This is a genomic window from Oharaeibacter diazotrophicus, from assembly GCF_004362745.1.
GTDB lineage: Bacteria > Pseudomonadota > Alphaproteobacteria > Rhizobiales > Pleomorphomonadaceae > Oharaeibacter > Oharaeibacter diazotrophicus.
The window spans coordinates 476,374-489,922 of record NZ_SNXY01000007.1; the positions used below are offsets into that span (position 1 = coordinate 476,374).

General features: G+C 70.4%; 13 protein-coding genes. 9 read left to right on the forward strand and 4 right to left on the reverse strand.

Annotated elements, in window-relative coordinates:
• Positions 1-67 precede the first annotated feature (67 nt).
• Positions 68-307, reverse strand: coding sequence for a hypothetical protein (locus tag EDD54_RS10780; RefSeq protein WP_126541173.1), 240 nt, complete (start codon positions 305-307; stop codon positions 68-70).
• A gap of 406 nt (positions 308-713) precedes the next feature.
• Here EDD54_RS10780 and EDD54_RS10785 point away from each other — a divergent pair, with 406 nt between their 5' ends.
• The 8 genes from EDD54_RS10785 to glmS all read left to right on the forward strand — a co-directional run bounded on the left by EDD54_RS10785 (position 714) and on the right by glmS (position 8,378).
• A complete protein-coding gene (locus EDD54_RS10785) occupies positions 714-1,922 on the forward strand; it encodes an ABC transporter substrate-binding protein (RefSeq protein WP_126541174.1) in 1,209 nt (402 codons plus the stop codon).
• A 65-nt stretch (positions 1,923-1,987) separates the two neighbouring features.
• Positions 1,988-2,962 carry a YVTN family beta-propeller repeat protein gene (locus tag EDD54_RS10790; RefSeq protein WP_126541175.1) on the forward strand — a complete coding sequence of 325 codons (975 nt, stop codon included), beginning with the start codon at positions 1,988-1,990 and terminating at the stop codon, positions 2,960-2,962.
• A 54-nt stretch (positions 2,963-3,016) separates the two neighbouring features.
• Positions 3,017-3,640 carry a hypothetical protein gene (locus EDD54_RS10795; protein ID WP_126541176.1) on the forward strand — a complete coding sequence of 208 codons (624 nt, stop codon included), beginning with the start codon at positions 3,017-3,019 and terminating at the stop codon, positions 3,638-3,640.
• A 145-nt stretch (positions 3,641-3,785) separates the two neighbouring features.
• On the forward strand, positions 3,786-4,355 hold the full coding sequence (locus EDD54_RS10800; protein ID WP_126541177.1) for a sigma-70 family RNA polymerase sigma factor: 570 nt from the start codon (positions 3,786-3,788) through the stop codon (positions 4,353-4,355).
• Between the two features lie 10 nt (positions 4,356-4,365).
• Positions 4,366-4,590, forward strand: a complete 225-nt coding sequence (locus EDD54_RS10805; protein WP_126541178.1) for a hypothetical protein — start codon at positions 4,366-4,368, stop codon at positions 4,588-4,590.
• A gap of 61 nt (positions 4,591-4,651) precedes the next feature.
• Positions 4,652-4,843, forward strand: a complete 192-nt coding sequence (locus EDD54_RS10810) for a CsbD family protein (RefSeq protein ID WP_126541179.1) — start codon at positions 4,652-4,654, stop codon at positions 4,841-4,843.
• A 169-nt stretch (positions 4,844-5,012) separates the two neighbouring features.
• Positions 5,013-6,368, forward strand: coding sequence for a bifunctional UDP-N-acetylglucosamine diphosphorylase/glucosamine-1-phosphate N-acetyltransferase GlmU (gene glmU / locus EDD54_RS10815; protein WP_126541180.1), 1,356 nt, complete (start codon positions 5,013-5,015; stop codon positions 6,366-6,368).
• Positions 6,369-6,551: 183 nt separating this feature from the next.
• Positions 6,552-8,378: a glutamine--fructose-6-phosphate transaminase (isomerizing) gene (glmS, locus tag EDD54_RS10820; RefSeq protein ID WP_126541181.1), complete on the forward strand. Its 1,827-nt coding sequence runs from the start codon at positions 6,552-6,554 to the stop codon at positions 8,376-8,378.
• Positions 8,379-8,541: 163 nt separating this feature from the next.
• Here the strand turns inward: glmS and EDD54_RS10825 are convergent, their stop codons facing one another.
• The 3 genes from EDD54_RS10825 to xylF form a co-directional block, all read right to left on the reverse strand.
• A complete protein-coding gene (locus EDD54_RS10825; protein WP_133673994.1) occupies positions 8,542-9,354 on the reverse strand; it encodes an ATP-binding cassette domain-containing protein in 813 nt (270 codons plus the stop codon).
• Between the two features lie 11 nt (positions 9,355-9,365).
• On the reverse strand, positions 9,366-10,685 hold the full coding sequence (locus EDD54_RS10830) for a sugar ABC transporter permease (protein WP_126541182.1): 1,320 nt from the start codon (positions 10,683-10,685) through the stop codon (positions 9,366-9,368).
• A gap of 148 nt (positions 10,686-10,833) precedes the next feature.
• Positions 10,834-11,877, reverse strand: coding sequence for a D-xylose ABC transporter substrate-binding protein (gene xylF / locus EDD54_RS10835; RefSeq protein WP_126541183.1), 1,044 nt, complete (start codon positions 11,875-11,877; stop codon positions 10,834-10,836).
• A gap of 336 nt (positions 11,878-12,213) precedes the next feature.
• Between xylF and EDD54_RS10840 the strand changes: the two genes are divergently transcribed.
• The gene (locus EDD54_RS10840; RefSeq protein ID WP_126541184.1) at positions 12,214-13,491 is read left to right on the forward strand and encodes an ROK family transcriptional regulator; all 1,278 of its coding nucleotides are present in this window, start codon (positions 12,214-12,216) and stop codon (positions 13,489-13,491) included.
• Positions 13,492-13,549: the final 58 nt, after the last annotated feature.

The window sequence follows — 13,549 nt, forward strand, 5'->3', positions numbered from 1 at the left end:
GAACCTCCCTTCGCTGGTCGCTGTCGGCCGACGGTCCGGCGCGCGGCGGCGCCGGACCGCGGCGACGTCAGGGCTTGGCGGCCGGCTGCTCGTCGGTGTCGTCGGCGCCGGGCTCCGGCGCGTATTCGCAGCGCCAGTTCTTGATCGTCCAGCCCTTGTTCTCGGCCTGCCAGCTGGCGATGTAGAACTGGGCGTCGAAGACGCATTCGTTGAGCGACTTGTAGCTCTCGAACTGCAGGCGCTGCTCGTGGCAGGACGAGGGATCGCTTGCCATGCAGAGCATCATGACGATGTCGAAGATGTTCATCGGACCTTCAGAACTCCTCCCGTGGCGCCGGTTCCCCTCCGCTCGCGGCGGTTCCTCCCGACCGGCTCCTTCCGGGCTGACGACAATATCCGCGGACCGGGGTGGGTCAAGCCGCGGTGGTGACGGCGTTTCGCCGCCGGCACCCGGGTCGGGACGGCGGATTTCGCCGGATCGGGGGGCGCGAGCCGGTGCCGATCGACCTTGACAGGGCGACGGTGCGTCATTTTGATCCGCGTCTCGGTCTTGAAGAAGTGCGCCGGGCCATCGATTTTCGCATGGAGACGGGAACAACAGACCAAATCAAATAGAGAATGTTTCCCGTTTCGTCCTCGGTGTTCTGGATCATGACAAGATTTTAATGTTCCGGACGATCGAGGAGCCTGACGGGTTTCGGGAGGATGACGGGATGGAACTTCTGAACCGGGGCGCGACGCGCCTGGCCGCCGTGCTGGTCGCGGCCACCACCACGCTCGCGGCACCGGCCGCCCGGGCCGAGGATCCCGCGACGATCTCGGTCGGGTACATCCAGTGGGGCGTGCCGCGCGCGACGCTGTCGATCGTCGACCTTCCGACCCCGGACCGGGGCGTCGCCGGCGCCCGCCTCGCCATCGACGACAACAACACCACCGGCAAGTTCACCAAGCAGCACTACGAACTGGTCGAGAAGGTCGTCGCGTCGGTGGACGAGGCGGTGAAGGCCTACGACGAGCTCGCCGCCGCCGGCGTCAAGATGGTGGTCGCCGACCTCCCTGCCGACGGCATCCTGGCGCTCGCCGACCGCGACAAGGACCCCGCCAGCCTGATCTTCAACGTCTCGGCGCGCGAGGATTCCCTGCGCGAGGAGAATTGCCGCGCCAACGTCGTCCACGTCGCGCCGACCTACAGCATGCTCGCCGACGGCCTCGCCCAGTATCTCGTCTGGAAGAAGTGGCCGCGCTGGCTGCTGCTGACGGGCGCGCTGCCGCAGGACAAGATCTGGGCCGACGCCCTGAAGCGGGCGGCCGAGCGCTTCGGCGGCGAGATCGTCGAGGAGCGGGTCTATTCCTCGACCGACACCTCGGCGCGCACCGACAGCGGCCACACCCAGGTGCAGCGCCAGATCCCGGTGTTCACCCAGAACGCGCCCGAGCACGACTTCGTGCTGGTGGCCGACGAGAGCCAGATCTTCGGCCAGTACATCCCCTACCGTACCTGGGACCCGCGCCCGGTGGGCGGCTCGGCGGGGCTGGTGCCGACCGAGTGGGATCCCTCGCACGAGCAGTGGGGCGGCTGGCAGACCCAGGACCGCTTCCGCAACATGGCCAAGCGCGGCATGCGCGCCATCGACGCCGACGCCTGGACCGCCGTGCGCATCATCGGCGAAGGCGCGACTCGCGCCCGCACGTCCGATCCGCAGCAGATCCGCGACTACGTGCTCGGCCCGAAGATGCAGATCGCCGCCTACAAGGGCGAGAAGCTGACGATCCGCTCGTGGAACCACCAGCTGCGCCAGCCGATCCTGCTGACCGACCGCGGCACTGTGGTGTCGGTGTCGCCGCAGGAGGGCTTCCTGCACGAGCGCACCGAACTCGACACGCTCGGCATCGACCAGCCCGAGACGGCCTGCAAGTTCTGACCAGGACCGCCGGTGCGGGAGCAAGGCCGGCGATCGACGGACAACGACACCAGGGAGGAGAGACAATGTCGAGACTTCGCGCGAGCCTCGCCGTATCGGCCGCGGTCCTCGTGTGGGCGGCGCCGGCCGACGCCTACCAGATCTACGTCTCCAACGAGAAGGACAACACCGTCACCGTCATCGACGGCGAGACGCTGGAGCCGGTCAAGACCGTCCAGGTCGGCCAGCGCCCGCGCGGCATCCTGATGGCCCACGACGGTTCCGAGCTCTACCTCTGCGCCTCCGACGACGACACCGTGCAGGTGTTCGATCCGAAGACGATGCAGATGACGCACACGCTGCCGTCGGGGCCGGACCCCGAGCTGTTCACGCTCGCCCCCTCCGGCCAGTATCTCTACGTCGCCAACGAGAACGACAACCTCGTCACCGTGCTCGACACCAAGAAGCGCGACATGGTCTCCGAGGTGCCGGTCGGCGTCGAGCCGGAGGGCATGGCGGTCTCGCCGGACGGCAAGATCATCATCAACACCTCCGAAACCACCAACATGGCGCACTGGATCGACGCGGAGAGCCACGAGATCGTTGGCAACACGCTGGTCGACGCCCGCCCGCGCTACGCCCAGTTCAAGGACGACGGTTCCGAACTCTGGGTCTCCGCCGAGATCGGCGGCACGGTCTCGGTGATCGACCCGGCCACCCAGGAGGTCACCAAGACCATCACCTTCGAGATCCCGGGCCTGCGCTCGGAGGCGATCCAGCCGGTCGGCATCAAGATCACCAAGGACGGCAAGACCGGCTTCGTGGCGCTCGGGCCGGCCAACCGCGTCGCGGTGATCGACGGCACCACCCACGAGGTGCTCGACTATCTGCTGGTCGGCCAGCGCGTCTGGCAGCTCGCCTTCTCGCCGGACCAGAAGTATCTCTTCACCACCAACGGCGTCTCCAACGACATCTCGGTGATCGACGTCGCCAACCGCGAGGTGATCAAGTCGATCCCCGTGGGGTCGATGCCCTGGGGCGTCACCGTGTCGCCGAACTGACCGCGGCCGCGGGCGGTTCGGGGCGATAGACTGCGTGGGGAAGCGAGAGGGACCATGACCAGCCTCCATCGTGTCTGCCTGTTCCTGGCGGCCGTCGCCGCGGCCGCGCCCGCCGCGGCCGCCAGCCGGCCCGACCCGGGCGATCCGAACTGGCCCTGCGTCCAGCGCAAGGTACCGGAACTCGACGTCGCCACCGTCTGGGCCGGGCCGCCGGTCGATTCGGCCTCGACCGCGTGGCGCGACGATCCCGAGGTGGTGCAACTGGTCGAGTACGTCGCCCAGCGGCGCGTCTCGCTGGAGGAGGCCGACGCCGCGGTGAAGGACTTCGCGGCCAAGGCGGGGGAGAAGCGCGCCGATCGGCTCGGCGCGCTGTTCACCGGCCTGTTCCAGAAGCTGAACCGCGAGCGCAAGGACGTCATGTCCGGCATCGACCGTTTCGCCACCAAGCAGCGCAAGATGGCCGACGGGCTCAAGGCCGAGAACGCCGACCTCGAGGCCATGCGCAACGATTCGAAGGTCGTCTTCGAGGCGTTGCAGGCCAAGCTCGACGAGGTCACGCTGCACAACCGCATCTTCGACGAGCGGCAGAAGTCGCTGACCTACGTCTGCGAGGTGCCGGTTCTGATCGAGCAGCGGCTCGGCCACGTCGGCCGCACCATCCAGGCCGCCCTGAAGTGAAGTGACGGCTCCGGTCCGGCGCGGCCATGCCGGGCCGGACCGCGGTTCCACGGCCCACGTCGACCGCGCATAGGGGTTTATACTAAAGGCTTGGAACCGTAGGCGCGGGCGGACGTTGTTCCGGTATCAACAGGGACGACGACGAATGACGGACGTGAAGCTGCCGCGCGACGAGATCGTCGCGCTGATCCCTTCCCTGCGCGCCTTCGCCAGGTCCTTGACGCGCAACGCGACGGACGCCGACGACCTCGTGCAGGAGACCCTGCTGAAGGCCTACGGCAACCTCGACAAGTTCACGCCCGGCACCCAGCTGCGCCAGTGGCTGTTCACCATCATGCGCAACGCCTTCTACTCCGGGCACCGCAAGCACGGTCGCGAGGTGACGTCGGCCGAGGACGGCATCGTCGATCGCGGCGCCGCCCCGCCGGAGCAGGAATGGTCGGTCTACGGCGGCGAGATCGGTGCCGCCCTCGCCAGCCTCTCCGACGACCAGCGTCAGGCGCTGATGCTGGTGGGCGCCATGGGCGTCTCCTACGAGGAGGCCGCCGAGGTGTGCGGCTGCGCCGTCGGCACCATGAAGTCCCGCGTCAACCGCGGCCGCAGCCGCCTCGCCGCCCTGCTCGGGCTCGAGCTTCCCGCGCCGCCGAAGACGGCGACGCCGACGCGGCCGATGACCATGCGCCAATACGGCGCCGCGGCCGCCGCCGCCTGGTGAGGATACCGACATGAGAGCTTTCGGATTTCTGCTGGCGGTCGCCCTGATCGCCGGCGCCGCCTGGTACTTCCTGGACGTCCGCGTCGTCGACGCCGGCCGCCTCCCCGACGTGGAGGTGACCGTGAAGGATCCCGGGAAGCTCCCCGACGTCGACGTCTCCGTGAAGACCGTCGACGTCCCCGAGACGACCGGAGCCGTCGGCATGCCGACGGAGCCGGCGACCACCGCCCGCTGAGGGCGAACCCCGCCCGCCGAACGCGGGCCGACCACAGACAACGATCGAAGGAGTGACTCCGATGGGCAGCACCACCGACAAGATCAAGGGCATGGCCAACGAGGCCGTCGGCAACGTCAAGCAGGCCGTCGGCAAGGCGACCGACGACAAGCATCTCCAGGCCGAAGGCGTCGTGCAGGAGCGCAAGGGCGAGGCCCAGCAGGCCGTCGGCAAGGCCAAGGAAGCCGTCAAGAACGTGATCGACCGCGCCTGACCGGCCGATCCCTCCGCGTCCCGTTCAGGCGGGACGCCCGGCGCGGGCCGCCGTCCACCCGGGCGGCGGCCCGTCGCCGTTCGGACGCGGAGCGGCGGCCCGGGGGTCTTGACCCGGAAACCGGCGCTCCGCCAAATGCGGCCGTCCCGCTTCGCCCGGAGTTCGCCGCATGACTGCCCGCCGCTGCCTCGCCGTCGTCCTCGCCGCCGGAGAAGGCACGCGGATGCGCTCGGCCCTGCCGAAGGTGATGCACCCGGTCGGCGGCCGGCCGATGCTGGACGCGGTGATCGCCTCTGCCCGTGCCGCCGGCGCCGACCGTGTCGCCGTCGTGGTCGGTGCGGGCGCCGACCTCGTGCGCCGGCACCTCGCGCGCACCGCTCCCGACGCCTCGATCCACGAGCAGACCGAGCGGCTCGGCACCGCCCACGCCGTGCTCGCCGCCCGCGCCGCCTTCGCCGAGCCCGCCGACGAGGTCGTGGTGCTCTACGGCGACACGCCGCTGGTGCGTCCCGAGACCATCGCCGCCGTACGCGGCCGCCTCGCCGCCGGCGTCGACGTCGCCGTGCTCGGCTTCGAGGCCGCCGATCCCACCGGCTACGGCCGCCTCGTCCTCGACGGCGAGCGCCTCGTGCGCATCGTCGAGGAGCGCGACGCCGACGCCGAGACCCGGCGGATCCGGCTCTCCAACTCGGGCATCATGGGCTTTCGCGGCGACCTTCTGCCCGGCCTGCTCGACGCGGTCGGCAACGCCAACGCCAAGGGCGAGTACTACCTGACCGACGCCATCGAGATCGCGGTCGGTCGCGGCCTCGCGACCGGCGTCGTCGTCGGCCCCGAGGACGAGTTCCTGGGCGTCAACGACCGCGTCCAGCTCGCCGTCGCCGAGGCGGTGTTCCAGGGCCGCGCCCGCATCGCGGCGATGCGGGCGGGCGCGACGCTGCAGGCGCCGGAGACCGTGTTCTTCAGCCACGACACCCGGCTCGGCCGCGACGTCGTCGTCGAGCCGAACGTGGTGTTCGGCCCCGGCGTCACCGTCGCCGATGGCGTCGTGGTGCGCGCCTTCAGCCATCTCGAGGGCGCGACGGTCGCCGCCGGTGCCACGCTCGGGCCCTATGCCCGGCTCCGGCCCGAGGCGTCGATCGGGGAGGGCGCCCACATCGGCAACTTCGTCGAGATCAAGAAGGCGGACATCGCCGCCGGCGCCAAGATCAACCACCTCTCCTACATCGGCGACGCCGTGGTCGGGGCGGGCACCAACGTCGGCGCCGGCACCATCACCTGCAACTACGACGGCGTCTTCAAGCACCTGACCCGGATCGGCGCCGGCGTCTTCGTCGGCTCCAACACCACGCTGGTCGCCCCGGTCGCGATCGGCGACGGCGGCTATACAGCGGCCGGCAGCGTCGTCACCGCGGACGTCCCCGCCGACGCGGTCGCCTTCGGCCGCGCCCGCCAGGAGAACAAGCCGGGCCGGGCGCGCGAGATCCGCGAGGCGCTGGCGGCGAAGAAGGCACGCAAGGGCTGACGCCGCGGCCGGCGCCCGGCGGCGGCCAAAGCAGATCGGCCGGCGCAACGAACCGAAAACCTTGTTGATTTCCGTTAACCGCATTCCTCCGATTATAGAGGGGCGCACGAGACACGGCCGTGCGTTCACCGGACCTTCGGGCTTTTCCGGTTAAACCTCGCGCGGACAGCGGAGACGGGCAGCATGTGTGGAATCGTCGGCATCGTCGGGCGTTCGGCCGTCGCGGGGCGGCTGGTGGAGAGCCTGAGGCGGCTCGAGTACCGCGGCTACGACAGCGCCGGCGTCGCGACGCTGGAGGCCGGGCACATCGTCCGCCGCCGCGCCGAGGGCAAGCTGGTCAACCTCGGCGACAAGCTCGCCGCGGCGCCGCTCGACGGCCACGTCGGGATCGGCCACACCCGCTGGGCGACCCACGGCGCGCCGACCGAACGCAACGCCCACCCGCACGCCACCGACCGCGTCGCCGTGGTTCACAACGGCATCATCGAGAACTTCCGCGACCTGCGCGAGGCGTTGATCGCCAAGGGCCGCCGCTTCCAGTCGGACACCGACACCGAGGTGGTCGCGCACATGGTCTCCGAGGAGCTCGAGGCCGGCCGCGACCCCGAGGCGGCCGTCGCCGCCGTGCTGCCGAAGCTGACCGGCGCCTTCGCGCTCGCCTTCCTGTTCGACGGCCGCGACGACCTGATGATCGGCGCCCGCCGCGGTTCGCCGCTGGCGGTCGGCTACGGCCGCGGCGAGATGTTCTTCGGCTCCGACGCCATCGCGCTCGCCCCGTTCACCTCGACGATCGCCTATCTCGAGGACGGCGACTGGGCCACCATCACCCACGACGGCGTCACCATCCGCAACGAGGCGAACGCGGTCGTCGCCCGGCAGGTGATGCAGTCCAACGCCTCCGCCTTCCTGGTCGACAAGGGCAACCACCGCCACTTCATGGCCAAGGAGATCCACGAGCAGCCGGAGGTCGTCTCGCACACGCTGTCGCGCTACGTCGACTTCACCACCGGCCGGACCCGGCTGCCGGACGACCTGCCGTTCGACTTCCGCGGCGTGCGCCGGCTGGTGATCTCGGCCTGCGGCACCGCCTACTACGCCGGCCTGACCGCAAAGTACTGGTTCGAGCGCTTCGCCCGCCTGCCGGTCGACATCGACATCGCCTCGGAGTTCCGCTACCGCGAGGCCCCGCTCGATCCCGGCGACGTCTCGCTGTTCGTCTCGCAGTCCGGCGAGACCGCCGACACGCTGGCGGCACTGCGCTACTGCAAGGGTGCCGGCCAGAAGGTCGCCGCGGTTGTCAACGTCCAGGAATCGACCATCGCCCGCGAGGCCGACGCGGTGTTCCCGACGCTGGCCGGCCCGGAGATCGGCGTCGCCTCCACCAAGGCCTTCACCTGCCAGCTGACCGCGCTCGCCGCCATCGCGGTCGCTGCCGGCCGCGTCCGCGGCGAGCTCTCCGAGGCCGACGAGGAACGCCTCGTCACCGCGCTGATGGAGATCCCGCGCTACATGGCAGAGGCGCTGAAGCGCGAGCCGCAGATCGAGAAGCTGGCGAAGACGCTGTCCAAGGTCGAGCACGTGCTCTACCTCGGCCGCGGCACGTCCTTCCCGCTGGCGCTCGAGGGCGCGCTGAAGCTCAAGGAGATCAGCTACATCCACGCCGAGGGCTACGCCGCCGGCGAGCTCAAGCACGGCCCGATCGCGCTGATCGACGAGACCATGCCGGTCATCGTCATCGCCCCGCACGACCGCATCTTCGAGAAGACCGTCTCGAACATGCAGGAGGTCGCAGCCCGCGGCGGCCGGATCATCCTGATCACCGATCCGAAGGGCGCCGAGGCGACCGGCGTCGAGCCGTTCGAGACGATCGTGCTGCCGGAGATGCCGGCCACAATCGCCCCGCTGGTCTACGCCATCCCGATCCAGCTGCTCGCCTACCACACCGCGGTCTCGATCGGCACCGACGTCGACCAACCGCGCAACCTGGCGAAGAGCGTCACGGTGGAGTGAGAGGACGCCTTCTCCCCCTGCGGGAGACGGTGCCGGCAGGCGGATGAGGGGGAACCGCCGCCGTTCGAGGCTCGCCGGAGCCCGGACGGCCGGACGAGGAGGATCCCCCTCGTCCGGCCCTGACGGGCCACCTTCTCCCGCAAGGGGAGAAGGTGCTCTACCCTCACGCCGCGCCGACCGCCGCGAGTTCGGCATCCGAGATCGCGCCCGGGCCGCGGATCGCGCCCGGGGGGCACTTGCCGAGGATGATCATCCCGAGCACCTCGTCCTTGCTGACGTCGCTGGTGCGGGCCTGACCGACGAGGCGGCCGTTCTTCATCACGAAGACGCGGTCGGCGAGGTCGAAGACGTCGTGCAGGTCGTGGCTGATCAGGAAGATGCCGATGCCGTCGGCCTTCAGCTGCTTGATCAGGTCGCCGACCTGGGCGGTCTCCTGGGGGCCGAGCGCGGCGGTCGGCTCGTCCATGATCAGGATGCGGGCGTTGAAGTGGATCGCGCGGGCGATCGCCACCGACTGCCGCTGACCGCCGGACAGCGCCTTCACAGGTACCTTGAACTTGCGGAAGTTCGGGTTGAGCCGGCCCATCACCTTGCGCGCCGCCGCCTCCATGGCGACGTCGTCGAGCGTGCCCCAGCGCGTCTTCAGCTCGCGGCCGAGGAACAGGTTGGCGGCGGCGTCGACGTTGTCGGCGAGCGCCAGCGTCTGGTAGATCGTCTCGATGCCGTGACGCTTGGCGTCGCGGGGCGTGGCGATCTCGACCTTGTGGCCCTCGACCAGGATCTCGCCGGCGTCGGCCCGATAGGCGCCGGACAGGCACTTGATCAGCGTCGACTTGCCGGCGCCGTTGTGGCCGAGCAGGCCGACGACCTCGCCCGGGTAGAGGTCGACCGAGCAGTGGTCGACCGCCTTGATGCCGCCGAAGGCGATCGAGATGTCGCGCATCTCGACCAGCGGCGTGCCGCGGTTGTCGGACATCGGACCCTCCCTCACTTGATCCTGGAGCGGTAGACGCCGTCGACCCAGACGGCGACGACGAGGACGAAGCCGACCACGATGTTCTGCAGCGGCGTGTCGAGGCCGAGTAGCACCATGCCCGACTGCAGGCTCTGCATCACCAGGGCGCCGAGCATGGCGCCGGCGATGGTGCCGGAGCCGCCGGCGAGCGAGGTGCCGCCGATCACCGCCGCGGCGATGGTGTAGAGCTCGTCGAGCGTGCCGGCCGCGTTGGTGCCCGAGGTCAGGCGGGCGGTGGTGATCGCCGCGCCGAGGGCGGCGAGGCCGCCCATGAGGGCGAAGATCGCCATGGTGACGAGCTTGGTGTTGATGCCGGCGAGTTCGGCCGCTTCGGGATTGCCGCCGATGGCAAAGACGTAGCGGCCGAAGCTGGTGCGACGGGTGACGAAGGTCATCACCACGCCGACGCCGATCGCGATCAGCACCGGCACGGCGAAGCCGAACGGCACCTGCAGCGGCGAGCCGTCGGCCGGCAGGGCGATGCCGGCGGTCTCGGCGTATTTCTTGGCGAGGGCGGGCGGCAGCAGGTAGCTGTTGACGATCACCGTCGCCGCCACGATCGCGAGCGCGCCGGCGCCGACCACCACCGCCTCGGCCCAGAACGGACGGAGCGGGAAGTTGAAGCGCTGGCGCTGGCGCCGGGCGTTGAGCGCGGCGAACACCACCGCGACGATCGCCACCGCGGCGAGGATCCAGCTCCAGGACGCGCCGATCGCGCCGTCGGCGCCGCCGCCGATGAGCTTGAAATTGTTGTCGGTGAGCGGAATGGTCTTGCCGCTCGCCACCCACCACGCCGCGCCGCGCCAGACCAGCAGGCCGCCGAGCGTGACGATGAAGGCGGGTACCTGGAGATAGGCGATGACGAAGCCGTGCAGCGCGCCGATGGCGACGCCGCAGCCGATGCCGATCACCAGCGTCAGGATCCAGACCGCCGGATGGTCGAAGCCGAGGCCCGGCGTCAGGTAGGCCGACTGCACCACCGCCATCACCATGCCGGTGACGCCGAGCATGGAGCCGACCGAGAGGTCGATGTTGCGGGTGACGATGACCAGCACCATGCCGGTGGCCATCACCGAGATCGACGCGGTCTGGACCGAGAGGTTCCAGAGGTTGCGCGGCGTCAGGAAGGTGCCACCGGAGAGGATGTGGAACCCGACCCAGATCACCGCGAGCGCCGCGGCCATGCCGAGGAAGCGGACGTCGATCTCGAGGGCGGAAATGAACGAGGTCGTCTGCGCCTGCGGCGGCGACCCCGACGGCGCCGAAGCGCGCGCGGTGGCGTTGTCTGTCATGGGGGAGGGTCCCGGGGCTCGTCGGGCGGACGTCCGGCGGGGTGTGCGCGCCGGTGTGCGGGAACCCCGCGGCGGCGTGCGCCACGGGGATGGTCCGTGTCCGGACCGGTGCGGGGCTCGCCGCGCGAGCCCCGCCCGTCGTCGTCGATCAGTTGCAGGCGGCGACCGAACCGGCCGCGACGCCCTGGCAGACCACGTCCTTGGACACCCAGCCGGCGTCGATGACGACGTTGAGGTTGTCCTTGGTGATGGCGACCGGGGTCAGGAAGGTGGCGTTCATCTCGGCGCCCTTCGGGCCGCCCGAGAACTTCACCGTACCGTCGACCTTGTCCATCGCGGTGCCGCCGGCGAGGGCGACGGCGATCTCGCCCGCCTTCTTGCCGAGTTCGCGGGCGTCCTTCCAGACCGACACGGTCTGGGTGCCGAGCGCGACGCGGTTCAGCGCCGCCTGGTCGCCGTCCTGGCCGGAGACCGGCACGGAACCGGCGAGACCCTGGGCCGCGAGCGCGGCGACGACGCCGCCGGCCGTGCCGTCGTTGGAGGCCACCACCGCGTCGACCTTGTTGTCGTTGGCGGTGAGGATCTGCTCCATGTTCTTCTGGGCGTTGGCCGGCAGCCACTGGTCGGTGTAGGCCTCGCCGACGTTCTTGATCTTGCCGGCGTCCATCGCCTCCTTCAGGACCTCCATCTGGCCCGAGAACAGGAAGTCGGCGTTCGGGTCGGTGGAAGCGCCCTTGATGAAGGCGTAGTTGCCCTCGGGCTTGACCTTGAACACCTCGCGAGCCTGGATGCGGCCCACTTCCTTGTTGTCGAAGGTGATGTAGTAGGCGGCCGGGTTCTCGATCAGGCGGTCGTAGCCGACCACCGGGATGCCCTCGGCCACGGCCTTCTCGACCGCCGGGGTGATGGCGTCGGTGTCCTGGGCCAGGATGATCAGGGCGTTGGCACCCTGCGAGATCAGGCTCTCGACGTCGGTCAGCTGCTTGGCCGGCGACGACTGGGCGTCGGCGGAGATGTACTCGGCGCCGGCGGCCTCGAGCGCGGCCTTGATCGCGGCCTCGTCGGTCTTCCAGCGCTCTTCCTGGAAGTTCGACCAGCTGACGCCGACCTTGAGGCCCTCGGCCTGCGCGACGGTGACCAGCGAAGCCGCCGACAGCAGCGCGGCGGCGACGACGGAACGAATCCGCACCATGGTGTCATCCTCCCTGTGGTCCACACACGGGTGGACCGTTGTGGAACCCGTCCCCAGCGGGCCTCCCCCCGCAGTCGGATCGGTAGGCCTCGAACATAATTCAAGGCTCGAAAAAAGGTTGGACCGAAACCCCCGGTGCTGTCAATATGCTTCGCGAACTCCGGACGTGCCGGTGGATCGATTTTCCCGGGCTGGTGAGGAAATCTCGTCAGAACGGAGGCCGGGAAAGCGATCGGGACCCTGCCGGAGCGGGAGGACTTCGATGAACGGACAGGATCGGCGGCGCCCGGCGCCGCGGCGCGGCGGAGCCGCATCCGGCACGACGAGGCGCGGCGGATGACCGGCGGGCGACACTTGCGGACCGCCGCCTACGGCAAGGCGGACAGCGACCACGTCCGCCGTCAGAACCGTTCGCTGGTGCTGTCGACGCTCCGGCGCCTCGCGCCGATCGCCCGCGTCGACCTCGGCGTCGCCACCGGCCTGTCGCCTGCCACCATCACCGCCATCACCGCCGACCTGATCGCCGAGGGTCTCGTCGAGACCGTGCCGGACGAGACCGCCGACCTCGACGACGCCCCCGCCCGCCGCGGTCGGCCGCGGGTGATGTTGCGGCTCGATCCGCGCGCCGCGCTGGTGCTCGGCGTCAAGCTCTCGACCAACCACGTCACGCTGCTGCTCGCCGATTTCGGCGGCACGCTCCGGGCCCGGCGCGACCTCTCGCCCCGCACGATCGACCGCGACCGCGACGGCTTCGGCGCCATGCTGGTCGAGCTCGTCGGCGGCTTCCTCGCCGAGGAGGGCGTGCCGGTCGAGCACCTCGCCGAGATCACCGTCGCCGCCCAGGGCTTCGTCGACACCCGCTCGGGCACGCTGATGTGGTCGCCGGCGGCACGGGAGCGCAACATCCCGATCGTCGCCCCGCTCGAGGCCGCGTTCGGGCGCAGCTGCACCATCTCCAACGACGCCAACATGATCGCGCAGGCGCTCCACACCGTGGACCCCGCCACCTACGACGGCACCTTCGCGGTCGTGTTCGTCGACTACGGCGTCGGCATGGGCCTGTTCGTGGCCGGCCGCCTGCACCACGGTGCCGACGGTTCCGCCGCCGAGTTCGGCCACATGAACCACATGCCCGGTGGGCCGCTGTGCCGTTGCGGCCGGCGCGGCTGCCTCGAGGCCTTCACCGCCGACTACGCCATCGCCCGCGAGGCGCGCGGCCTGCCGCCCGACACCGACCCGCTGGTCGCCAGCCCGAGCGCCGGCGAACTCGCCGCCCTCGAGGCGGCCGCCCACGGCGGCGACGCCCGCCTCGCCGCGGTCTACGACGGCGTCGGCACCGCGCTCGGCTACGGCCTCGCCCGGCTGATGGCGCTGGTCAACCCGAGCCGGATCGTGCTGACCGGTGCCTCGACCCGCGCCTATCCGCTGTTCCGGCCGGCGATGGAGGCGGCGATCGACGCCGCGCTGGTCGAGGACCTGCGCCGCTTCACCGTCGTCGAGGCGCTGCCCTGGGACCGCGACATGATCGCGACCGGGCTGATCTCCGACGCGCTGCGCCGGCTCGACCACGACGTCTTTTCGCAGGCCGTCAACGCCCGCCGCTTCCGCGCCTGACGTCACCCGCGGGGATGTCGGATGCGGCCGACCGCGACCGTCCTCGGGTGGACGGGCC

Bases quoted from the DNA above. Each gene is read 5' to 3' on its own strand.
- EDD54_RS10780 (WP_126541173.1), bottom strand. From the start codon at position 307: ATGAACATCTTCGACATCGTCATGATGCTCTGCATGGCAAGCGATCCC.
- EDD54_RS10785 (WP_126541174.1), top strand. From the start codon at position 714: ATGGAACTTCTGAACCGGGGCGCGACGCGCCTGGCCGCCGTGCTGGTC.
- EDD54_RS10790 (WP_126541175.1), top strand. From the start codon at position 1,988: ATGTCGAGACTTCGCGCGAGCCTCGCCGTATCGGCCGCGGTCCTCGTG.
- EDD54_RS10795 (WP_126541176.1), top strand. From the start codon at position 3,017: ATGACCAGCCTCCATCGTGTCTGCCTGTTCCTGGCGGCCGTCGCCGCG.
- EDD54_RS10800 (WP_126541177.1), top strand. From the start codon at position 3,786: ATGACGGACGTGAAGCTGCCGCGCGACGAGATCGTCGCGCTGATCCCT.
- EDD54_RS10805 (WP_126541178.1), top strand. From the start codon at position 4,366: ATGAGAGCTTTCGGATTTCTGCTGGCGGTCGCCCTGATCGCCGGCGCC.
- EDD54_RS10810 (WP_126541179.1), top strand. From the start codon at position 4,652: ATGGGCAGCACCACCGACAAGATCAAGGGCATGGCCAACGAGGCCGTC.
- glmU (WP_126541180.1), top strand. From the start codon at position 5,013: ATGACTGCCCGCCGCTGCCTCGCCGTCGTCCTCGCCGCCGGAGAAGGC.
- glmS (WP_126541181.1), top strand. From the start codon at position 6,552: ATGTGTGGAATCGTCGGCATCGTCGGGCGTTCGGCCGTCGCGGGGCGG.
- EDD54_RS10825 (WP_133673994.1), bottom strand. From the start codon at position 9,354: ATGTCCGACAACCGCGGCACGCCGCTGGTCGAGATGCGCGACATCTCG.
- EDD54_RS10830 (WP_126541182.1), bottom strand. From the start codon at position 10,685: ATGACAGACAACGCCACCGCGCGCGCTTCGGCGCCGTCGGGGTCGCCG.
- xylF (WP_126541183.1), bottom strand. From the start codon at position 11,877: ATGGTGCGGATTCGTTCCGTCGTCGCCGCCGCGCTGCTGTCGGCGGCT.
- EDD54_RS10840 (WP_126541184.1), top strand. From the start codon at position 12,214: ATGACCGGCGGGCGACACTTGCGGACCGCCGCCTACGGCAAGGCGGAC.